The following is a 23601-nucleotide window of genomic DNA, read 5'->3' as shown; positions in this document are numbered from 1 at the left end:
ATATTTATATTCTAAGCTATTTTATAAATCTTTACAATTTATTAATAAATTTGAGATAAAAGTGACAAAGTTAGGTAATAATATTTAAAATGAAACTTATAAAATTAGGAGAGAGTTGAATGAAGGATAGTGTTCATAAATATAATAAGAACGATTTAAGTAATTCAAGTAATAAATTGATGTTGAAAATATTTGGAGTAGTGATTATATTATGCATTTCAATTATAGGTAACAATAATATTTTAAATGCAAAGTATAAGGATAACAAATCTGTAGAAGTTGACAGTTCTTTATTAACTAATAATAGTCCTATAACTAATAAAGTTATAACATCTGGAAATATTAAATATAGCATTGATAATGTGGAGCAGCAGGAGGACGAAAATAACCCACTATTAGGAAAAGATTTAAAATATATTATAGTAACAATAAAGATTCAAAATGGTAGTAACAAAGTTGAAATTTTCGATGCATTTGATATGGTACTGGAAGCTGCCATAAAAAATGAAAAGAAGGTAATAAGAAATATTTCGGAATATACTATATATAATGTACAGCCTGAGACTGAAAGCAAGGCTAAACTAGTATACATAGTACCTAAAAATATTTCAGATATACATATAAAATCTGAAAAAAATAGTAATATAGATTTTGAAGTAGAAATTTAAAATAAAAGTGAGTCTAGATGATAATTCATCTGAGCTCACTTTTTTATACTATTAGAAATTTATATATTACCCAAAAAAGTATTGCTGTCAGGGGGTATAGGTAGAATACTATTGAGTGAATGTACCATTTAGTAAGATAATTCTATATATTTACAAAATATGATAGAATATTTTTAAGTGGCATATATTCTATTTTGATTTTTGATTTATTATATGATAACATTTAGACACATAACTTTTAAAAGTAGGAAGAATAGAAAATAAAGTCTTCGTCAAAATTTTTATGCAAGAACATGTCGAATGTTGTGCATTTTCATTTGTCTAAGCTAATCCATAATATTAAGTTTAATATTAATGAAAGAAATCCTGCGTTTTGTTTTGGCATTTATAAGTGAAAATACTTTATATTCACCGTATTAAGTTAATATATGAAATAAAGAAAAAGCACAATGTAATTTTCGGAAATTTCCGAAAAAACAATCAAAAGGGTTTAATATGTATTATAATAGAATTAAAATTTTGGAACTATGTATTATTAAGTCAAATAAGGTAATTAGCATTGAAATATTGAATTTCTTCTGTAGAATAATGTATAATGTATATAGTAATAGTAGAGTTTTAAATAATACAACTAACTTTGATTTACAAATTTGTAGATGATGCAATAAATAATAATATATTTTTAGGGGGGAGACTTTTGGAGGAGGTTCAATATAATCTTAAAACAGTTCAGATAGAAGCTATAAGTGAATTTGAAAAAAGTAAGGCGTACTTTATATTTAAAAGATTAATAGATATTATTGGATCATTATGCGGTATTATATTACTTAGTCCTGTAATGATAATTACAGCTATAGCAATAAAATTAACTTCAAAAGGTCCAGTTTTTTTTGCTCAAGAGAGAGTTGGACAATTTGGAGAAGTTTTTAAAATGTATAAGTTTAGATCTATGGTCCAAGATGCAGAGGAATTGCTTTCAAGGCTTAAGGATAAAAATGAAATGTCTGGACCTATGTTTAAGATGAAGGATGATCCAAGAATTACTTCTGTAGGTAGGTTTATAAGAAAGACAAGCATTGATGAGCTTCCACAGCTTATAAATGTTTTGAAAGGTGAAATGTCACTCGTTGGACCAAGGCCAAATTTGCCTAGAGAAGTAATAAAATTTACAGAACATCAAAGGTTAAAACTTGTGGCCAAACCTGGACTTACATGTTTCTGGCAGGTTATGGGAAGAAGCAGTATTGGATTTGAACAGTGGATGGAGTTGGATATAAGATATATAAAGGAAAGAAGTACCTGGGTTGATATAAAACTCATATTAAAGACATTTTTAGTGTTATTTGGGGATGATAATGCAATGTAATAGTTACAAAAATTACTATAATGGGAGTGAGCAAAATGAAAATAGTAGTCGCTGGAACAGGATATGTGGGTTTAGTGACAGGAGCTTGTTTATCACATGCTGGGCATTATGTGACTTGTGTTGATATAGATGAGAATAAAATAGAGTTAATGAAAAAAGGTATATCACCAATATATGAACCAGGATTAGAAGAATTATTGATAGAAAATTATGAAGCTGGTAGATTGAATTTTACTACGAATTATAAAGATGCATATAGGGATGCAGATGTAATATTTATTGGCGTTGGAACCCCTGAAAAAGCGGATGGATCTGCTAATCTTAGCTATGTATTTTCAGTAGCAAAACAGATAGCTCAAAGTATAGAAAAGGACTGTCTTGTAGTACTTAAGTCGACAGTTCCAATTGGAACAAATGACGAAGTGGAAAAGTATATAAGAGAGAGTCTCAAGAATAATGTGGAAGTGGAATTAGCTTCAAATCCAGAATTTTTATCCCAAGGGACAGCTGTTAAAGATACATTAAATGCTAGCAGAATTGTAATTGGTGTAGAATCTAAGAATGCTGAGAAAATACTTAGAGAGGTATATGAAAGATTTAATGAGCCAATAGTAGTTACGAATAGAAGAAGTGCAGAAATGATTAAATATGCCTCAAATGATTTTTTAGCATTGAAAATATCATTTGTAAATGAGATAGCTAACTTATGTGAAGTTGTAGGAGCCAACATAGAAGACGTTACAAAGGGAATGTCTTATGATATACGTATAGGAGATAAGTTTTTACAAGCAGGTATAGGATATGGGGGGTCTTGCTTTCCTAAGGATACAAAGGCACTTCATTGGCTAGCAGAAAATAATGGATATGAATTAAAAACTGTAAAAGCAACAATTGAAATTAATGAAAATCAAAAATTTAGACTTATAAAAAAAGCAAAAAAAAGATTTAAGTCACTTGAAGGATTAAAAGTTGCAGTATTAGGATTAACTTTTAAGCCAGGAACTGATGATTTAAGAGAAGCTCCGTCTATACCTAATATGAGAATATTATTAGATGAAGGGGCAGTAGTTAGTGCGTTTGATCCAGTTGGAGCTGAAAATTTTAAAAAGATATACCCTGAAAGAATAAATTATGTAGACAGTCCAGAAAAAGCGCTTAAAGATGCTGATTTAGTATTTATATTTACAGAGTGGAAGCAAATTAGAGAGATAAAACTTGAAAGATATAGGGAACTAATGAAAACAGCTGTGATATTTGATGGACGTAATTGTTATAGTTTGGACGAAGCAGAGACAGCAAAAGTAGAGTATTATTCAATAGGAAGAAAGAATATAACTGATCCTAATCCAATTTATGGACTAAGTGAAGCTGCTGCTGCGAAGGAACAATAATGAGGAGGCAATAGTATGTTATGTGCTTTAATTATGGCGGGGGGAAAAGGTACTAGATTTTGGCCGCTTTCTACAGAGGAAAAACCAAAACAGTTTTTAAATTTGTTAGGCAAAGACACAATGATTCAAATGACAGTAAAAAGGGTTGAAAGATTATTACCTATTGAAAGAATATTTATTGTTACGGCTAATCAATATGTGCAGCTTTTAAAAGAACAATTACCTAATTTACCAGAGAGGAATATAATTATTGAACCAGTTGGCAAAAATACTGCACCATGTATAGCTTTATCTGCATTCGTTATAAAGAAATATTATGAAGATGCAACTATAGCGGTATTACCCTCTGACCATTTAATTAGGAATGAAGATAGATTTATTCAAATATTAGATGATGCTTATAAATTTGTTGAAAGTAAACCGGAAGCAATTGTAACTATAGGCATGAAACCTGATAGACCAGAAACTGGTTATGGATATATAAAATGTTCTAAAGAGAAAAAGGAAATAGACGATTCACAAATAATTTCTGTTGAGGCATTTGTAGAAAAGCCTAACATAGAAAAAGCTAAGAAATACCTAGAAAGCAAACAATATTTGTGGAATGGAGGAATGTTTATTTGGAAAGCAGATAACATTCTAAACTTAACAAAAGAGTATTTGAATGAAACTTACAATATACTAAGTGAGGTTGCAGCAACTAAAGAAGAAGCTTTCCAACAAGTACTAGAAGATAAGTATGCTGAAATTCAAGGAGTTTCAGTTGATTATGGCATAATGGAAAATGCTGATGATATATATGTGATACCAAGTGATTTTGGTTGGGATGATGTAGGAAATTGGAGTAGTATAGAAAGATATAGCAAGAGGGACAAGTATGGCAATGTAGAAGGTTCGAATAATTACTTTTATAATTCATCAGGAAACATTGCGATAACAAATAAAAAGCTACTTTTAAATAATATAGATAATCTAATTATAGTTGAAACAGAGGATTATATTTTAATATCCCCAAAAGATAGAGAGCAGGAAATAAAGGATGCTAAAAATTTAATTTCTTAGCTAATAATATAATCATAATAAAGGAGAATTGAAAAATGAAGAAGGCATTAATTACAGGAATTACAGGACAAGATGGATCATATTTGGCTGAACTACTTTTAGAAAAAGGTTATGAAGTTTATGGAATAATGAGAAGAAAAAGTAAAGTGGATTATGGAAATATTGAGCATTTGAAGGATAAGGTTAAGTTAATATACGCAGATATGACAGATATAGTATCTTTAATAAATGCAATTAATATATCTCAACCTGATGAGGTTTATAATTTAGCAGCTCAATCATTCGTAGGGGCATCATGGGAGCAGCCAGTAGCTACAGCTGATATAGATGCAAATGGTGTTTTAAATATTTTAGAAGCAATAAAAAATGTTAAGCCAGATGCTAGGTTTTATCAAGCATCAACAAGCGAAATGTTTGGATTAGTTCAAGAAGTACCTCAAAAGGAAACTACTCCTTTTTATCCTAGAAGTCCTTATGGAGTAGCCAAGCTATATGGTCATTGGATTACTAAAAACTACAGGGAAAGCTATAATATGTATACATGTTCAGGAATTCTATTTAATCATGAATCTGAAAGAAGAGGACTTGAGTTTGTAACTAGAAAAATTACAGATGCAGTTGCTAGAATAAAATTGGGAGTTCAAGATCATTTGGAACTTGGTAATATCGATGCAAAACGTGATTGGGGCCATTCAAAAGATTATGTTAGAGCTATGTGGTTAATGCTTCAGCAGGATATTCCAGATGATTATGTTATTGCTTCAGGTGAAACGCATAAAGTAAGGGAATTCATTGAACTAGCTTTCCAACATGTAGGTATAGATGTAGTATGGAGTGGTGAAGGCGTAGGTGAAGTGGGAAAAGACAAAGCAACTGGCAAGGTAATAGTGAAAATTAATTCAAAATTCTATAGACCAGCAGAGGTAGAACTTTTATTAGGGGATCCAACAAAAGCTAAAAAGAATTTAAATTGGGAGCTAGAAATAACATTCTCTGAATTAGTAAAGAGAATGGTGGAGTCAGATTTAGAGAAAGTTAGAAGTGAAATAAATGGAAGAGAATATTTTAACGAAGCAGCAGCTACGAAATAATGTTTAATGTGCTATTAAGTAAACTCATTATTTTGAATCATATTAATGTGGCAGACATGAACTTGGATGAAGTGACATCGGGATTGATGCAATTAGTTATAAAAGGCAATATGTACTAAGCTGGTATAAAGAAATAGATTTATTATGAAGCTGTTCCTGGTTTTAATGATTGTTTAGAATAGACATTAATCTGGAACAGACTTCATTTTTCATTAAAGGAGCTAAATATACAATGGATAAAAAAGTATTAGTATTTGGCGTTAGTGGTTTTGTAGGAAAGTATCTTTCCCACGAATTTCACGACAACGATTATAAAGTATATGGAAGTGATATCCGAAGGACAGATTCTGTTCCAGAATTTGTGGATTTTAGGGAATGTGACTTGCTTGATGCAGAGGGCATCAAGAATATAATTTTGGATATTCAACCTACACATGTGGTTAATTTAGCTGCTATTAGTAATGTAGGACTTTCTTGGAATATTCCACAGAAGACAATTGATGTTAATGTTAATGGGACATTAAATATTTTAGAAGCTTCTCGGCAGTGTGATGTAATACCTAAAATATTATTGATTGGTTCTAGCGAGGAATATGCTATAAGTGATAAACCAATGGATGAAAACAGTGAATTGGATGCAAATAACCCTTATGGCATTTCAAAGATGATGCAAGAAAAGTTCTCTCAGCTATATAGAAGTCGTTATGGCATGAAAATTTATCATGTCCGTTCTTTTAATCACACTGGAATAGGTCAGACAGATACATTTGTTATTCCGAGTTTTTGCAAACAAATAGCTGAGATTGAAAAGAGCGGAAGGCCAGGTACGATGTACGTGGGGAATTTATTAGTAGAGCGTGACCTTGGAAATGTAAAGGATTTTGCTCGTGCTTACCGTATGGTTATTGAAAGTGATAAATGTGAAAGTACTTACAATATTGGTACAGGGTGTGCGGTATCATTAAGTGATATACTGAATTATATTATTTCATTAAGTAGCCAGCATGTGACAGTGGTAGTAGACCCAAATAGATTTAGACCGACTGATAATCGAGTCATATGCTGTAACTATAATTTTATTAAAACAGAACTTGGATGGGAACCACAATATAGTATTTATGATACCGTAAAAGAATTGTACGAATACTATTTGGTGAATTAGGGAAAAAATGTATTTGGTGGAGTGTAAGAGAATGTCTAAAATGAATTTTTTAAATACAGCTGTAGACAATATAACAATGGATCAAGCAATCTCTGCAATTGATAATTTGATATTAATAAGGGAAAACTCGTATATTGTAACACCGAATGTTGATCATATTGTTCGGATTGAATCAGATACAGAATTTAGAGAAATCTATGATAATGCATCATTGGTACTAACAGATGGGCAGCCATTGATATGGATTTCAAAACTGCTAAAAACCCCAATAGTTGAAAAAGTATCAGGTTCTGATTTATTCCCTAAGGTTTGTGAGCTTGCTGCATTAAAGGGATATACAATGTATTTTTTAGGTGCGGCAGAGGGAGTTGCAGATATTGCAGCAGCTAAACTAAAAAAAATATATCCAGGTTTGAAAGTTGTTGAAACATATTCTCCTAGTTTTGGATTTGAAAAAGATGCACTGGAAGCGGAAAGAATAATCAAAAAAGTAATAGATGCGCAACCAGATATTTTAGTATTGGCTTTAGGAACTCCTAAACAAGAAAAGTTTTACTATAAATATCGGACACAGTTTAATGTCCCATTGGTTTTAGCAGTAGGGGCAAGTATTGATTTTGTAGCAGGTAATATAAAAAGAGCACCGAAATGGGTATCAAGTTATGGATTTGAATGGTTGTATCGTTTGTGTAAAGAGCCAAGACGATTATTCAGACGGTATATTATAGATGATATGAAGATTTTTCGAATAGTGTGGAAATATAGAAAGAGAAAATATTTAAATGAAGATATTAATTGATTTAACATCCCTTGCTGATAATTTTTCAGGAATTGAACGGTTTGCAATGTGTATATCAAAGGAAATTATTAATTGCAAGGATAATGAGTATGTTCTAATTTTTAAAAATGAAATTCATAATGAATTTGAGGAACTCGTGGATAATGTTCGTGTAAAAGCGTATGTCCTCAAAGGAAGAAATAAATTATTATTTAATCAGGTAATACTTCCACTGAAAATATATGGTATAAAAGCAGATGCCTATTTGTTTCTTGCTTTTCCGGTTCCAATCTTGCTTTTCAAAACGAATATGATTTCAACGATTCACGATATTTGTTGTTGGGATTGTCCTGAGACAATGAAATCTGTTAGCAAGTGGTATTTTAGAATTTCACATAAAGTTGCTATACGAAAGTGCAAGTCTATTATCACTATATCAGAGTTTTCAAAACAACGTATAGTGGAAAGACTTAAATATCCGGAAAATAAAATTTGGAAAATAAAATGTGGGATATCAGATGTTTTTTTAGATTTTTCATTTTCTTCGGAAGAAAATGAAAAGGTAATAAGTAAATATAAACTCCCGTCAAACTACTTGCTATGTTTATCAACACTTGAACCTCGGAAGAATATGAGATTATTGGTAGAAGCTTATAGTCGTTTGGTCTTAGAATGTAATGTTAATCAGGATTTGGTTCTTGCTGGAAGAAAAGGGTGGAAGATTGATGACTTGTTAGCTAGTTTAGACAAAAAAGTAGCATCTAAAATTCATGTTACTGGTTTTATTGATGATATTGATTTGCCATACATTTATAAGAATGCACAATCTTTTATCTTTCCATCGAAATATGAGGGGTTTGGTATTCCACCTTTAGAGGCCATGTCAGTAGGAACAGCAGTGATTTCATCTGATAGCACATCATTACCTGAAGTGCTTGGTAATGCAGCAATTTATTTTGAAAATAATAATAAAAATGATCTTGAACGTAAGATTTACTATATAACAAGTTTGATTACACAAAATGAATATTTGGAATTGAAAAAGGATGGGATTAACAGAGTAAAGTTATTTTCTTGGGAAAAAGAAGCTAAGAAATTAATAGAAAAACTTAAGTTGTAAATAAGAAACGAATAGCATTTCTTATTTTGCGTTACTAGTTTAAGGAGTAAAATAATGAAAACAGTTATATTTAATGGTGATGGTTTGCTTTCTGAAAACTTACTAGGAATACACAGATATGAATATCAAATCTTGAATAGACTTGATGATTTAATCAAAAACTCAAACATAGCTGTTCAGGTAGTAGTACCTAAGAATAAACCATGTAATATCAATTTTAAAAATATAAAAATTGTTAAGTTTGGAGTAGAGAAAAATAATTCTTTTAGTAAGTACGTTTGGCAACAAATTATTTTTCCTTTTTATACAATTATAAATAGGGCGATTGGTGTTGATATGACTTTGGCTTTACCAATAATTAAATGTCAAATTGTATCATTACACGATTGTATTATTGAAGCGTTCCCAGAAAATTATCCTTCAAAACGTGGAAAGTTTTTTAGAAAACTATATCTATTTAAAGCTTGGTGCATTACTCGCGGAAAAAGAAAAATTATGACACTCAGTGAAGAATCTAAGAAAGAAATTATAAAATATTATAATATTAGTGAAGATAGAATAAATATAATTCCTTGTGGATGGGAACATATGCTCAAAGTTGATTTAGATGATACAATTTTGGAAAAGTATAAATGTCTAAAACCCGGAAATTATTTTTTTTCATTAGGCTCTAAGTATAAGCACAAAAATTTTGTCTGGGTAGTTAATGCAGCTAAGACTCATCCTCAATACTATTTTGTAATTACAGGTGCAAAAAATTTGTCTGATTATTCGAAAGAATTGGAACAGGAAAAATTAGAGAATGTAATATTTACCGGATATATTAGTGATGCTCAGATAAAATCATTAATGTTAGGGTGCAGGGCACTTATACAACCATCTTTTTATGAAGGTTTTGGATTGCCTCCATTAGAGGCATTAAGTTTAGGAAAACAAATCATAGTTTCAAATGCAAGTTGTATGCCAGAGATTTATGGCAATGCAGCACATTATATCGATCCTTATGATTATGATATAAATTTAGATATACTAATTGAAGAATCAGTATCTGATGGTAAAGAAATTCTTAATAAATATACATGGAGTAATGCCGCAGAAAAGTTTTATAACCTGTTGGTAGAATATTATGGCACCTAAGCTGAAAGAGTAAGAAAGGATTGGTACTTTGAATAAACAATTAGTTGTAATTGATGGCGCATATCTATTTGGACCATTAAACGGAATTAATAGGTATTCAAGAGAGGTCGTTTTAGCTATAGATTCTCTTGAAAGTAGGGGAAAATATATTTTCCAAATTGTTGTTCCTGAAAATTTGAAGGTGGAAGTTAAGTTTAAAAATATTGAAGTGGTTGGGATTAATACTAGTATTCTTAAGTGCGATGAGGCAAGCTTAAGGGGATGGACAAGAAAATGTGCAGAACCCTATGCAAGAAGGCATAAAGCATATTTTATGAATTTTACAGGTTCAGTTCCGTTGCTATTGAAAGGTTACACTTGTCTTCATGATATTAGACCCATTTGTTTTGATAGAGAGAAGGTTGGCCGTAAGCCAAGGTTTTTTAAAATTAAATTTATAATAAATAGTATTTTCGCTAAATTACTTGGTTCAAAAATAGTTACATTGACAGAGTATTCTAAAAAGACTATTGTTGACTATTTAAAAATAAAGTCCAAAAACATTAGCGTAAATGCATGCGGTTGGGAACATATTGAAGGCACTATTGAGGATATCTCTATATTTGATAAATTAACAAATGTAGTCCCTGGACAGTACTACTTCTCGTTAGGAAGTTTGGCACCACATAAAAACTATAGATGGATTTTGGAAGTTGCTAGAAGAAATCCAAAATGCGTATTCGTAATTGCTGGTGGAAAAGAATTAGATGTATGGGATGATAATCAGCAAGTTAAAGAATCAAATATAATATATACTGGCCGAATCTCTGATGATGAGATGAAAGCATTACTTAAAGGTTGTAAAATGTTGCTATTTCCATCATTATTTGAAGGATTTGGGTTACCCCCTTTAGAGGCATTAGCTCTAGGAAAAAAGGTGGCAGTTGCAAGTTCAAGTTGCTTACCAGAAGTCTTTGAAGATACTGTGTCATATTTTAATCCTTACGATTATGATGTTAATCTCAATGAATTATATAGGCAAGAAGTTGATAGCCCAAGTAAAATTTTAGAAAAATATACATGGCATAATAACGCTTTGAATTGGATTAAGTTATTGGATGAGTTATAAGAGGTAAATAAAATGAAAATTGTATTAGTTAATTCATATTACTATCCTATAATACTTGGTGGCGCAGAGTATAGTGTTAAAAAATTAGCAGAAGTTTTGGTTAAAAATCACCATGAAGTTATAGTTATATGCGCAGATAACAAAAATTCTATTGAATTTATTAATGGGGTAAAAATTTATAGAATGAAGGTTCATAACTTAATTTCGGTGAATAAAAATAAGAAACACAATAAAGTAATTATGAAAATGCATAGATTACTTGATTTTTGTAATATTTTTAATTATAAAATGTTTAAAAATGTATTAGTTTCTGAGAAGCCGGATCTAATTCACACAAACGGTTTATATGAGATTACTCCTATAGTTTGGATTGTTGCAAGGAAACTTCGTATCCCTATTGTACATACATTAAGGGATTATTATTTACTTTGCAGGCATGTGAATATGCGACATATCCAGGATAATAGCGAATGTAAAGCTCCATCGTGGGGGTGTAAAATTTATAGATTGATAAATAAGTTTTTATGTGGTAAAGTGAATGCTGTAACGGCGCCATCAAAAGTAACGATAAATTGCTTTTTAAAAGCAGGTTTTTTTCGAAATATTGAGCATGCTGTCATTGAGAATGCAACTGAATTTGACATGGAAAAATTAGTTGCATTAAAAAAACAAAGACTTAACAAAAGTAGAACAGATGAGATTACATTTGTTTTCTTAGGAACTCTATCTGAAAATAAAGGAATACTCTGGCTTCTTGATACTTTTAATAAAATTACAGATAAAAGATTTAAATTAAAAATTGCAGGGAAAGGTCCTTTAGAAAAGTATGTTGTTGAATTTTGTAAAAAACATGAAAATGTTGAGTTTTTAGGATTTCTAGGAGCGGAAGAGTTAAATACATTATTGTATAATTCAGATGTGCTAATATGTCCATCTATGTGGGAGGAACCATTTGGAAGGGTAATATTGGATGCATACTGTGCTTTGATGCCTGTTATTGTATCGGATATGGGAGCTTTGCCGAGTTTGGTAGTAGAAGGTGTTACTGGAAGTGTTGTAAAGCATGGTGATGTTGAAGAACTTGAAAAAGCTATTAGGATATATTCATCTGATAATAGTTCTCTTTTTTGTTATGATTCAATTATTAAACAATTAGAGAAATATAGTATAGATTATCAGGTTAAAGCTTTCACTGATTTGTATAAAAATATTATCACAGGGGATAAATCATAATGAAAAATGTGGTTAAAGAATCTCGTATTGATGAATTATATTATATTCGAATTATTGCTACTATATTAGTTGTAGCAGGACACAGCGCTTTTTATACGATTCTTAGTGGCGACGGAGGTATTGATTATGTCACGCTAATGAATGAATCTGGTATTAAAGATACTATTATTCATAAAGGATATTTAATGGTTACAAATTTGATTTATTCATGTCACATGCATCTTTTTTTCTTTTTAAGTGGAATTGTATACATGGCATGTGTAAAAAATGGTAAATATAAAGAATTTAAACCATTTCTATCTAATAAATTTATAAGGTTAATTGTCCCATACATTGTTGCAAGTATTTTATATGGTATTCCAGTTTTATGGTTTTCTGGGTATTTTGGTAATGAAGATTTAGTGAAAAAGATTTTACAGGGGTATTTGTTAGGATATGGGAAAAATCATTTGTGGTATCTTGTGTCATTGTTTCAAATATTTTTATTAACTTGGTGCTTAGATTATTTTTTAAAAAGTAAATATATAAAATTATTATTTGCTCTACTTATGCTCTTATCAACCCATTTTAAAAATATTGAATTTTTGTATATATATAAAACCCAAGCTTTCTTTTTTTATTTTTTTATTGGAGTTTTATTTGAAGATTATAGAAAACAATATAGTAATTACATAATAAAGAGAAGATTATTTTTTACAACTATATTTGGACTATTGTGGATAGTATCTTTTGCATGTAATTATTATTTAATTCAAAACTCAATTGCAGGTATAGCTGTCAGTTTATTTGGTATATTATTTTTCTATAATTTTTCAATTTTGTTATTAAATAATATAAATCCTAAAAATGCTATCGCAAATGTTATTAATCGCTATTCATTTGAAATTTATATTTTTGCTACACCGTTAAATTATGCTGTTCTTATGACCATTTATAAATTATTTGGAATATCTATATTTGGAAACGAAAACTTTTCACTGATTTTAATAATTATTAGGTTTTTAATTCAAATGTTTATTCCAATAGTGTTTGGCTATGTAATCCAAAAAATTAAATCGTTTTTTTTATGAGAGCGCATAATTATTAAGCAATTGGGAAATTTTAACAAGTGTTTCTTATATTTATGATTGAGAAAGTATTTTGAATCATATTAAACCTAATGTAATGTAACCATTAGCCTAATATATATTGATAGTTTTCAATATAAATTTAAATGATTAGTAATATTCTAAGATATCTTGATACAAAGATTTTTAAATAAGTGGATATTAGTGATAATGTTTAATATGCCAAAAATAAGTTATGATAAAAAAGTAGATTTATAAAATTATAAGGCTATTGAAAACTTGGTAATAGGGAGACAAGCAATGTATAATAGAAATCGATTTAGCTCTTCACACAACACAATTAAAATTGACAGTTATAGTATTGTATATATTTGTTTTTTGAGTGCGTTCTTGTTAAATGTATCAAACTTTGTTGTAGACTACACTCGCTTTAGGTACTTTATATATGGGTTGCAATTGATAGGATATATTATTGGATGTGTGAAATTTTTACTTCATAGTGTTTCGATAAAAAAATTATTTTTTGTTAACATGATAGGAATTTTAATCATTATTACATCTATACAAAGTGGAGAAACAATATTATTATCAACTTTTTTACTTATTATCGCATCAAGAGGTGTTAATTTTGATAATTTAGTGAAATTCGATTTACGATTTAGAAGTATTGGTACAATTTTAATAATAATTTTTTCAAAAATTGGCATTGTATCTAATAGAATTATATTTAGAGAAAATGGTGCTATTGATATGATGAGAGAGTCCCTAGGATTTTCTCATCCCAATAGGCTAGCTTTAGAAATTTTAATAATTAGTTTAGATATAATGTATATCAAATACAAAAAATATAGTTTTAAAGATATTGTGGTAATAAGTTTTTTATTGATATTTAACGTAATGGTAACAGATGGGCGTTCTAGCATATATTGTCAAGTGATTCTTTTGATATTTATTGTTTTCAATTTTATTTTTGCTAAAAAAGTAAAAATTATAAATTCTATTGAAATGATTATAACGAAGAATGCTTATACTATATTCGCAATATGCATTGGATTTTCATTTTATACAGCTATAAGTTATGATTACTTTAGTGATAAATGGGCGAAATTGAATACTATATTCAATGCTAGAATTGGGTTAGCTCAAAATGCTATTGTTAGTTGGGGAATTCATTTGTTGGGACAAAATATATCTTACATTACAACGGTTGAGGCACAAATTAATAATGTAACAAACAATGGTATAGATAACATGTATGTGTATTTAGGAGTAACTTTTGGTGGTATAATATTGGTGATTTTTTTATTATTTCTTCTCTTTGACTTTAGATTTGTAATAAAAAAAGGTAATATAGCTGCAACATTTGCTCTTATAATCATTGTAATTTGTGGAATAATGGAGAATCAAATGTTATCAGCTGAATCTAACATATTTCTAATATGTTTAGGTGGAATATTGTATAAAAATAATTTTTATATAAATGATAACATAGATGACTAGATGCATTAAAAGGAGAAGATATGGATAATATATCAATAAAAAAGGCTACTATGATAAATGCTATGGCAAAATATAGTCAAATAATTTTTAATATAATTTTTAATATAATTTTGGCAAGAATTTTATCTCCTAACGATTATGGCATAGTAGCTATAATTACGGTATTTACAACTTTTTTTAATATATTAGCTGATATGGGGCTAGGCCCAGCGGTTATACAAAATAAAAATTTAAGAGAAAAAGATATATCTAGTATTTTTGCTTTTTCAATTTATTTAGCAGTGACTTTGGCAATAATATTTTCATTACTTGCATTTCCAATTTCAATAATTTACTCAAGTAAGGTTTATTTACCATTATGTTGGATTCTATCATTATCAATAGCTTTTAATACATTGAATATGGTTCCTAATGCGCTGTTATTAAAGGATAAATTATTTAAAGTGGTTGCACTTCGTACAATTATTACAACAATATGTACAAGTGTTATAGCCGTAATACTTGCGCTACTCGGCTTTAAGTATTATTCATTAGTAATTCAATCAGTTCTTAATTCATTTATTACTTTCCTATGGAATTATAAAACTGTTAACATTAAATTTTCTGTTCGTGTAGATAATGAAAGCTTAAAAAAGGTAAAGGATTTTAGTCTGTTTCAATTTGCTTTTACCCTTGTTAATTATTTAGCTAGAAATTTAGATAATTTATTTATTGGAACTTTTATGGGAAGTACAGCCATAGCTTATTATGATAAAGGGTATAAACTAATGCAATATCCGATTAATAATTTAACTAATGTAATTACTCCTGTTTTGCAACCAATATTGTCTGATTATCAGAATAATCCAGAATATATATTTAAGAAATACGTAAAAATTGTTAGAATACTTTCCCTAATTGGAGTTTATATTTCATTATGTTGCTTTTTTATGAGTAAAGAAATAATATTAATTATGTATGGCAGCCAATGGTATGCAGCAATTCCTTGTTTTAAATGGTTAAGTTTATCCGTTTGGTCTCAAATGTTAATGTCAAGCACAGGGGCTATTTATCAATCTCTTGGAAAAACAAAACTGTTATTTAAAAGTGGTTTTATCACAGCAATTGTGACGGTTAGTAGTATATTATTTGGTCTTCATAAAGGTACTGTATCAGATGTAGCATTTATGATTTTGTTAGCATTTAGCATTAATTTTGTAATCACGTTTTATTTATTAATCAAAAAGTGCTTTCAATTACCATTATATGATTTTTTTAAATTGTTCAAGAATGATTTGATAATTGGAACTATGCTTTGTATAGTTTTATACATATCAAAACGTTATATTTCATTCAATAATAGCTTTATTTCATTAATTGTTAATGGAACAATAGGAAGTGCTATATATGTAGTAGGATTACTTATTACTGGGGAATATAGAGTATTTATTAAATTGATTAAAAAGGACGTTTAAGAGAAAATGAATAAAGTTTATATGTATCCGCCTGAGTCTAAAGAAAATCAGTATATCGAATTGGTTCAGAATTCTATTCGAAATGCTGGGTATGAAATTATTAGTGAGAAAAATTTGAAAAATGAATTTAAGGATATTAATACATTCATATTCAATTGGTATGAAGTACTAGGACATGAAAAAATATTTAGGATATTTGTTAAGAAATTCTTTAAGATTTTGTATTTAAAATTTAAAAGTAAGAAGATAGTTTGGGTTGTCCATAATAGTAAACCTCATGGTGAAAGCTCTAGATTGCCTATTTATTTTATGAAATTTATGTTAAGAATATCAGATAATATTATGATCCTTTCAGATGATACAAGAAAAGTATTATATGGCTTAAATAATAAAGTTAGAAAGTACGAAAGTAAAGTTGTTAAAGTACCTTTGCCGAATTATATCTCAATTTACAAAGAATTATCAAAGGAGAAAGATATTCATCATAACGGCATTAATTTCTTATTTATAGGATTAATTCGTAGATATAAAAATGTGGAATTACTTATTGAAGTATTTAATGAGCTGAGAGAAGAAAACATAAATCTTCAAATCACTGGTAATTGTAAAGATGATGTTTTGAGGAAAAAGCTTATAGAGCTTAGTAAGAGCAACTCTAATATAAATTTAGATTTTAGATTTATATCTAATGATGAGATGGCAGGATTAATTGGGGAATCAGATATAATTGTCTTACCGTTTGATAATGAGAGTAGTTTAAACTCAAGTACTATAATGCTTGCATTTAGTTGTAAGAAAACGGTTGTGAGTCCTCTGATTGCAACGTTGAATGAATACTCCAATAAAGAGTTTTTTTATTCATATGAATATAGAAATCCTTTAGAACACAAAAAAAAACTCATAAATGTATTGAGGCAAGTTATAAAGGATTATCAATTGAATGACAACATACTGAAAGAAAAGGGAGAATATGCGTATAAAATTGTTAGGGAAAATAATAGCTTAGATAAATTATCAGAAATCTATAAGACATTTTTGTAAGGTTAATTAGTGAAGCTTTCATTTTCTTAAAATGTTTCAACATGATATATTTTAAATACTAAATATTGAAGCTAGTAGCAAACAAGTCATGTTCTCTACTAGCTTTAGTTTATCAAGAAAGTTTTCAAAAATCCACACGAAAAATTTTTAACACTTACTTGCATATCTTAATTTATAACAATTTATATATAAATTGTTATAAATTTTCTACTTGTCTAATTAACTGTAATAGTTTTAACTAATTTAGAACCAAACCAAGCAACACCGTCTTGAACCATCTGCCAGTCAGAAGTATAAGTACCTGTAACAGCAGGAGCAGTCATAGTAAATGTAAAAGTTTTAGAAGCGCCAGGAACAATACTATCAGTGCTATCCATAGATATTCTATTGGAACTATAGAAAGGATCAGTGTCGCCAATAGCGCCAAGTCTATATTTATTTAAAGCAGACCAAGTATTAGAACCTGTATTTTTTACTACAATGGTAACAGAATATTGTTTTCCAGGCTCCATAATATCAGGAATAGTATTGCTGACTATTTCTGCATTATTAGGTAAAACAGGTGCTTTTTTAACAGTAACAGTTTTAGCTAACTTAGAACCAAACCAAGCAACACCGTCTTGAACCATCTGCCAGTCGGAAGTATAAGTGCCTTCAGAAGCAGGAGCAGTCATAGTTAATGTAAAGGTCTTAGAAGCGCCAGGGACAATACTATCAGTACTATCCATAGATATTCTATTGAAACTATAGAAAGGATCAGTGTCGCCAATAGCGCCAAGTCTATATTTATTTAAAGCAGACCAAGTATTAGAACCAGTATTTTTTACTACAACGGTAACAGAATATTGTTTTCCAGGCTCCATGGTATCAGGAATAGTATTGCTGACTATTTCTGCATTATTAGGTAAAACAGGTGCTTTTTTAACAGTAACAGTTTTAGCTAACTTAGAACCAAACCAAGCAACACCGTCTTGGACCATCTGCCAGTCGGAAGCATAAGTACCTTCAGAAGCAGGAGCAGTCATAGTTAATGCAAAAGTCTTAGAAGCACCAGGAGCAATACTATCAGTACTATCCAAATATATTCTAGTAGAACTGTAGAAAGGATCACTTTCGCCCACAGCACCAAGTCTATGTTTATTTAAAGCAGACCAAGTATTAGAACCAGTATTTTTTACTACAATGGTAACAGAATATTGTTTTCCAGGCTCCATGGTATCAGGAATAGTATTGCTTACTATTTCTGCATTATTAGGTAAAACAGGTGCTTTTTTAACAGTAACAGTTTTAGCTAACTTAGAACCAAACCAAGCAACACCGTCTTGGACCATCTGCCAGTCGGAAGTATAAGTACCTTCAGAAGCAGGAGCAGTCATAGTAAATGCAAAAGTCTTAGAAGCACCAGGAGCAATACTATCAGTACTATCCAAATATATTCTAGTAGAACTGTAGAAAGGATCACTTTCCCCCGCAGCACCAAGTCTATATTTATTTAAAGCAGTCCAAGTATTAGAACCAGTATTTTTCACAACAATGTTAACGGAATATTGTTTTCCAGGCTCCATGGTATCAGGAATAGTATTGCTTACTATTTCTGCATTATTAGGTAAAACAGGTGCTTTTTTAACAGTAACAGTTTTAGCTAACTTAGGACCAAACCAAGCAACACCGTCTTGAACCATCTGCCAGTCGGAAGTATAAGTACCTTCAGAAGCAGGAGCAGTCATAGTTAATGCAAAAGTCTTAGAAGCACCAGGAGCAATACTATCAGTACTATCCAAATATATTCTAGTAGAACTGTAGAAAGGATCACTTTCGCCCACAGCACCAAGTCTATATTTATTTAAAGCAGTCCAAGTATTAGAACCAGTATTTTTCACAACAATGTTAACGGAATATTGTTTTCCGGGCTCCATGGTATCAGGAATAGTATTACTGACTATTTCTGCATTATTAGGTAGAACTGGTGCTTTTTTAACAGTAACAGTTTTAGCTAATTTAGGACCGAACCAAGCAACACCGTCTTGAACCATCTGCCAGTCGGAAGTATAAGTACCTTCAGAAGCAGGAGCAGTCATAGTAAATGTAAAAGTCTTAGAAGCACTAGGAGCAATACTATCAGTACCAGGCAAATATATTCTGTTAGAATTATAGAAAGGATCACTTTCACCAACAGCACCTAATTTATAGTACTTAGAAGCAGTCCAAGTATTAGAACCAGTATTTTTCACAACAATGTTAACGGAATATTGTTTTCCAGGTTCCATAGTATCAGGAATAGTATTGCTTACTATTTCTGCATTATTAGCTAAATAAATTGAAACAGAAGTGTTTTCTGAAAGAAAACTTGTGCTTTCACTAGAACTATTAGAGATTTTAGGCATTGAATTTACATATCCAGTACTATTTGTTGGATCGGAATTAACAAACGCTAGGTTTAAATTTCCTGCCTTTAAAGCAGTGGCCCTTATAACAAACAGACTCTTACTAGCTGTTATATTTAATCCAGCGGTGTGTGTATCTCCTAACAGTGTAGCTGCAATACTCACAGTCCCATTTGTTTGATCTATGCTGCTTAATGTAAAGTAGTCAGCACCAGTTCCAGAAGTATTTGATGATGTAGAAACTAATCCATCATAAGCAGTGCCTACTTTTACACTTGTTACTTTTATCATGGTTGTATCATACTTTAAGTCAATGGATGCTCCATATAAATCGCTTATATTTTCTGCATTAACGTATATGTTGAACTCTTGTCCAACAGTAACGTTGCTATCTACTGTATAGTAGATATTGCTTGTAGTGGCTGCTTGTACTTTTAAATCGGGCGTCAGTATAATACTTGTAAGTAAGAAAAAACAGGCTATAAAAGCAGTCAGTTTTTTTAATCTCATTGTCCATCCCCCTTGTTTTATCTAATTTTGTTTTTTATATATTCAATAAAAAATAAATTTTCTTTAAAAGTACCCCCTTATGATAAAAATTATTGCTATACCTATAATTTACATTATTACATTATATATGTACAACCTATAATACAATTTTACTATAAATCGGGTTAATTGTTAAGAAAAATAATATTATACTTAGTCAATATTTTAGGAATTTTAGTAGTTAGTAGACAATCTAATCAAAATACTGTTTTTCTTGTATATACTTAAAATGTAAAATATAATTAAGGTATACAATTTATAGGGGGGGAATTCATGTTTAAGAAATTTAATTGTTTTATACTCTCAGTTTTGGTGATAGCTTCTTTGTGTCCAAGCCCTATAAAGGTGGAAGCAAAGCCTTTAAATGAACAAGTTACAAACTACGGTATTAAACCTTCTGGAGTTAAGATAGGAAGGCAAGAAACTAAACTTGTAAAGAGTATTAATCTGCCAAGAAGGTTTGATTTAAGGGAAGAAGCTGGGGTTTCATCAATAAAAGATCAAAATCCCTATGGAACCTGCTGGACTTTTGCTACTATGGCCTCTATTGAGAGCAACACAAAATATACAACAGGAAAAGAAGTTGATTTATCTGAAATTAACTTAGCAGTAGATAGGGTAGGAGTAAGCGGTTTAAATCAAGGCGGAAACTATGAGATGTCTGCCAGCTATTTTGCAAATTGGAAGGGGCCGGTACTAGAAAAGGATAATCCATATCCTTCTAGTGGGCAAACTGTTACTCCTGTTAATGTACCTGCAGCATATCATATTCAAAATAGTCTTCTGCTTCCAAGCAGGAAAGATTATAATGATAATCAATACTTAAAAGAAGCTATAATAGAAAACGGAGCAGTTGCAATTATCTATCAGCATGATAGTAGCTACCTTGGAAGTGATGGAAAGTCTTATTATTATAACGGTCCAGTAACAAGTAACCATGGAGTTGTAATAGTTGGCTGGGATGATGATTACCCAAAAGAAAAGTTTAATAATACACCCTCAGGTAATGGTGCTTTTATTGTAAAGAATTCTTGGGGAACCTGGTTTGGTGAAGAAGGTTATTTTTATATTTCCTATTATGATACTAGTCTTGGTTCTGATGCTATTGGAGTTTTTAAGCCATTAGAGCAGAAGGATAACTATGATAATAGATATAGCTATGGTAATTTTAATATTAATTATTCTACTTATGGTACTCCCAGGGAATGTTTTATTGCCAACAAGCATAACGCTGTCAATACAGAAGAAATAGGAGCTGTAGCAATATATGCATTTTCTACTAATGTACCTTACGATGTATATATAGATGAGGATTTTAATGAGGCAAATTATCCTAGTAATGATGCATCATATTTAATAAATAATAAAAAAGTAAAAAGCGGCACACTCTCCTATGGAGGGTTTAATACAATTAAATTGGATAGGCCAATAAAAGTGGATAGTGGGAAAAGCTTTTTGGTAGCGATCAAATATAAAGACATCTTTTCTCCTTCTTTAGAATTAAATAATAGTGAAGGTGAAGCTAACTCATTTAATATTAATGGTACCACAATATATAAAAATACATATGGTGCAAATGCCTTAGTTACCTATACATATAATAAAAGTGCTGACGATATTACAGCAGTAACTTTAGATAGATCCTCATTAACTATGGGCATTGGAGATAAAACAACTTTAAAGGCTGCAGTAACAGGAACAACAGCTTCAAATAAAAAGGTTTTATGGTCTACATCAAATCCTAAGATTGCAGTAGTAGATGAAGATGGAGTTGTTACTGCGAAAGGTGATGGACAGGCTACTATTACTGCAGCTACTAGAAATGGAATGGTTAAGAGCACAGCAGCAGTAAATGTTAACAGTCCATTAGCTGTGGTTTCAGCTTCAAATAAAATTGAAGGCCAAGGGTCGGCAGTTATAGCATTTAATGATATTATTAATGCTTCGCTGGATTATTCAAAGATCTCTTTATATGATAAGAGTGGAAATATATTACCTATAACAATGAGTATTGACTATAAAAAATTAATATTAAAGCCTAGTAGTAAATATTTGGGCGTGGGAAAAATACATATACCAAGTAAAGCATTAAGTAATGGCATTGGCAAGACACTAAATGCAGATTTCGATAGGGATGTAGTTATCAACAACTATAGCGATACAGATTTAATTAACATTGGTTCTTCCACAATAAGAAAAAAAGTTGCAGATAATTTGGGAAAAGCCGAAAATGCTATAACAGCAGGAGATCTAAAGCAAATAACATACTTAGATATTACTGATGACAATATAGATTTAAAGGATATTTGGATGTTGACCTCTCTTAAATCTTTGTATTTAACTGCAAATATTTCTAGCATAAATGTAGAAGATCTAAAGTACATGAACAGCTTAAATTACCTAACACTTGACAATATAAAAATGATAAATCTAAACTATCTAAAAAACAATAAAGATATAGCTTCTATTGAAATAAAAAACAGTGGACTATACAGCTTAGAAGGTGCCGAAAAGCTTTCTTCATTAACCAGTTTATATTTGCAGAATAACAATATTAAAGATATAAGCAGTATCAGTTCTCTAAAAAATCTTCAATATGTTGACTTTAGCAATAATAAGCTTTCAGATATAACTCCTATTATGAATTGCACATTCATACAGGATTTAAGCATAAGTAATAATAGTATTACTAATATTGATTCACTTAGTGGATTAAGTAATTTAACATACTTATACGCTAATGATAATAGGATTATTGATGTTAAACCTATAGTGAATTTAAATAATATTAATACACTTATCTTTAATAATAATGAAATAAGTGACATTACTCCTATAAAAACATTGAGCGATAGTAAAAGTGGAACCTGTTATTTGAGCATTGATAATAATTATGTTGATCCTAATGACATCATTGTTACTTACCTAAGAAACACAAAGAGCTGGGATGTGTATTGTTATAAAAAGAAAAATACTTTTTATGAATTCAATAATTATGAGCTTTCAAATGATGAGTTGAATAGTAAAAGACCAATTACATTCACTTTTAATAAAGCTATAAAATCAGTGAAATCTGGAGATGTTCACTTAGGATATGAATATAACAATGCAGCTTTAAATTATGAGATCAGGGGAAATAAGCTTATAATACATGATGAGCAAATTAGAAGTAAGAGCACCGATTACTATTTAGCTTTTAACTTTGATTTTATAGACGAAGATGGAAATGAGCAGGTAATAAATAAAGCTAAAAATATTTATTTTACTCGGAACGATTATTACAATGAGGATATTAATAAAAATGGTTCCATTGATATAACAGATATTGCACAATTGGCAAAGCATTACAATCTAGCAGCAAAGGGAGAAATTCAGTGGAATTTTGATGAAGACTTAAATCATGATGGTATTATAGATATTTATGATTTAACTGCGGTGGCTTCAGGAATGTAAAAATAGAATATAATTAAAATATACGAATTGATGAAAA

17 protein-coding genes are annotated in these 23601 nt (G+C 30.0%); 16 read left to right on the top strand and 1 reads right to left on the bottom strand.

Going from position 1 to position 23601, the window contains the following annotated elements; translation table 11 throughout:
• The first annotated feature begins 119 nt into the window (after positions 1-119).
• The 15 genes from bsdE14_RS05745 (at position 120) to bsdE14_RS05675 (ending at position 17178) form a co-directional block, all read left to right on the top strand.
• Positions 120-668, top strand: a complete 549-nt coding sequence (locus bsdE14_RS05745; protein WP_264849006.1) for a hypothetical protein — start codon at positions 120-122, stop codon at positions 666-668.
• A 697-nt stretch (positions 669-1365) separates the two neighbouring features.
• Entirely contained in the window at positions 1366-2034 is a 669-nt protein-coding gene (locus tag bsdE14_RS05740) for a sugar transferase (RefSeq protein WP_264849005.1), read from the top strand.
• Between the two features lie 35 nt (positions 2035-2069).
• Positions 2070-3425 (top strand): UDP-glucose dehydrogenase family protein, encoded by a 1356-nt coding sequence (locus bsdE14_RS05735; RefSeq protein ID WP_264849004.1) that lies wholly within the window; start codon positions 2070-2072, stop codon positions 3423-3425.
• Between the two features lie 15 nt (positions 3426-3440).
• Positions 3441-4487: a mannose-1-phosphate guanylyltransferase gene (locus tag bsdE14_RS05730; protein ID WP_264849003.1), complete on the top strand. Its 1047-nt coding sequence runs from the start codon at positions 3441-3443 to the stop codon at positions 4485-4487.
• 35 nt (positions 4488-4522) lie between these two features.
• The gene (gene gmd / locus bsdE14_RS05725; protein ID WP_264849002.1) at positions 4523-5578 is read left to right on the top strand and encodes a GDP-mannose 4,6-dehydratase; all 1056 of its coding nucleotides are present in this window, start codon (positions 4523-4525) and stop codon (positions 5576-5578) included.
• Between the two features lie 169 nt (positions 5579-5747).
• Positions 5748-6740, top strand: a complete 993-nt coding sequence (locus bsdE14_RS05720; protein WP_264849001.1) for a GDP-mannose 4,6-dehydratase — start codon at positions 5748-5750, stop codon at positions 6738-6740.
• Between the two features lie 31 nt (positions 6741-6771).
• The gene (locus bsdE14_RS05715) at positions 6772-7539 is read left to right on the top strand and encodes a WecB/TagA/CpsF family glycosyltransferase (RefSeq protein ID WP_264849000.1); all 768 of its coding nucleotides are present in this window, start codon (positions 6772-6774) and stop codon (positions 7537-7539) included.
• Entirely contained in the window at positions 7523-8638 is a 1116-nt protein-coding gene (locus bsdE14_RS05710; RefSeq protein WP_264848999.1) for a glycosyltransferase family 4 protein, read from the top strand. Before bsdE14_RS05715 ends, bsdE14_RS05710 begins: the two co-directional genes overlap by 17 nt.
• 54 nt (positions 8639-8692) lie before the next feature.
• Positions 8693-9775, top strand: coding sequence for a glycosyltransferase family 4 protein (locus bsdE14_RS05705; RefSeq protein WP_264848998.1), 1083 nt, complete (start codon positions 8693-8695; stop codon positions 9773-9775).
• Positions 9776-9803: 28 nt separating this feature from the next.
• Positions 9804-10883 (top strand): glycosyltransferase family 4 protein, encoded by a 1080-nt coding sequence (locus bsdE14_RS05700; protein ID WP_264848997.1) that lies wholly within the window; start codon positions 9804-9806, stop codon positions 10881-10883.
• Positions 10884-10895: 12 nt separating this feature from the next.
• Entirely contained in the window at positions 10896-12116 is a 1221-nt protein-coding gene (locus tag bsdE14_RS05695; protein ID WP_264848996.1) for a glycosyltransferase family 4 protein, read from the top strand.
• Complete coding sequence (locus bsdE14_RS05690; RefSeq protein WP_264848995.1) at positions 12116-13186, top strand: acyltransferase family protein; 1071 nt, start codon at positions 12116-12118, stop codon at positions 13184-13186. The genes bsdE14_RS05695 and bsdE14_RS05690 overlap by 1 nt, the downstream gene beginning before the upstream one ends.
• A 297-nt stretch (positions 13187-13483) precedes the next feature.
• Entirely contained in the window at positions 13484-14683 is a 1200-nt protein-coding gene (locus tag bsdE14_RS05685) for a hypothetical protein (protein WP_264848994.1), read from the top strand.
• Between the two features lie 20 nt (positions 14684-14703).
• The gene (locus bsdE14_RS05680; RefSeq protein WP_264848993.1) at positions 14704-16137 is read left to right on the top strand and encodes a lipopolysaccharide biosynthesis protein; all 1434 of its coding nucleotides are present in this window, start codon (positions 14704-14706) and stop codon (positions 16135-16137) included.
• 6 nt (positions 16138-16143) lie between these two features.
• Entirely contained in the window at positions 16144-17178 is a 1035-nt protein-coding gene (locus tag bsdE14_RS05675) for a glycosyltransferase family 4 protein (protein WP_264848992.1), read from the top strand.
• Positions 17179-17393: 215 nt separating this feature from the next.
• On the opposite strand, the gene bsdE14_RS05670 is transcribed toward bsdE14_RS05675, so the two are convergent.
• Positions 17394-20072, bottom strand: coding sequence for an NBR1-Ig-like domain-containing protein (locus bsdE14_RS05670; protein WP_264848991.1), 2679 nt, complete (start codon positions 20070-20072; stop codon positions 17394-17396).
• Positions 20073-20384: 312 nt separating this feature from the next.
• On the opposite strand from bsdE14_RS05670, the gene bsdE14_RS05665 reads away from it, so the two are divergent.
• The gene (locus tag bsdE14_RS05665; protein WP_264848990.1) at positions 20385-23564 is read left to right on the top strand and encodes a C1 family peptidase; all 3180 of its coding nucleotides are present in this window, start codon (positions 20385-20387) and stop codon (positions 23562-23564) included.
• Positions 23565-23601: the final 37 nt, after the last annotated feature.

This window comes from Clostridium omnivorum, from assembly GCF_026012015.1.
Lineage (GTDB): Bacteria > Bacillota > Clostridia > Clostridiales > Clostridiaceae > Clostridium_AX > Clostridium_AX omnivorum.
Note: the sequence above shows the minus strand (reverse complement) of the source record. Positions and strands in the feature narration are given on the sequence as shown.

Bases quoted from the DNA above. Each gene is read 5' to 3' on its own strand.
- bsdE14_RS05690 (WP_264848995.1), top strand. From the start codon at position 12,116: ATGAAAAATGTGGTTAAAGAATCTCGTATTGATGAATTATATTATATT.
- bsdE14_RS05715 (WP_264849000.1), top strand. From the start codon at position 6,772: ATGTCTAAAATGAATTTTTTAAATACAGCTGTAGACAATATAACAATG.
- bsdE14_RS05710 (WP_264848999.1), top strand. From the start codon at position 7,523: ATGAAGATATTAATTGATTTAACATCCCTTGCTGATAATTTTTCAGGA.
- bsdE14_RS05745 (WP_264849006.1), top strand. From the start codon at position 120: ATGAAGGATAGTGTTCATAAATATAATAAGAACGATTTAAGTAATTCA.
- bsdE14_RS05735 (WP_264849004.1), top strand. From the start codon at position 2,070: ATGAAAATAGTAGTCGCTGGAACAGGATATGTGGGTTTAGTGACAGGA.
- bsdE14_RS05685 (WP_264848994.1), top strand. From the start codon at position 13,484: ATGTATAATAGAAATCGATTTAGCTCTTCACACAACACAATTAAAATT.
- bsdE14_RS05705 (WP_264848998.1), top strand. From the start codon at position 8,693: ATGAAAACAGTTATATTTAATGGTGATGGTTTGCTTTCTGAAAACTTA.
- bsdE14_RS05665 (WP_264848990.1), top strand. From the start codon at position 20,385: ATGTTTAAGAAATTTAATTGTTTTATACTCTCAGTTTTGGTGATAGCT.
- bsdE14_RS05695 (WP_264848996.1), top strand. From the start codon at position 10,896: ATGAAAATTGTATTAGTTAATTCATATTACTATCCTATAATACTTGGT.
- bsdE14_RS05670 (WP_264848991.1), bottom strand. From the start codon at position 20,072: ATGAGATTAAAAAAACTGACTGCTTTTATAGCCTGTTTTTTCTTACTT.
- bsdE14_RS05680 (WP_264848993.1), top strand. From the start codon at position 14,704: ATGGATAATATATCAATAAAAAAGGCTACTATGATAAATGCTATGGCA.
- bsdE14_RS05675 (WP_264848992.1), top strand. From the start codon at position 16,144: ATGAATAAAGTTTATATGTATCCGCCTGAGTCTAAAGAAAATCAGTAT.
- bsdE14_RS05730 (WP_264849003.1), top strand. From the start codon at position 3,441: ATGTTATGTGCTTTAATTATGGCGGGGGGAAAAGGTACTAGATTTTGG.
- gmd (WP_264849002.1), top strand. From the start codon at position 4,523: ATGAAGAAGGCATTAATTACAGGAATTACAGGACAAGATGGATCATAT.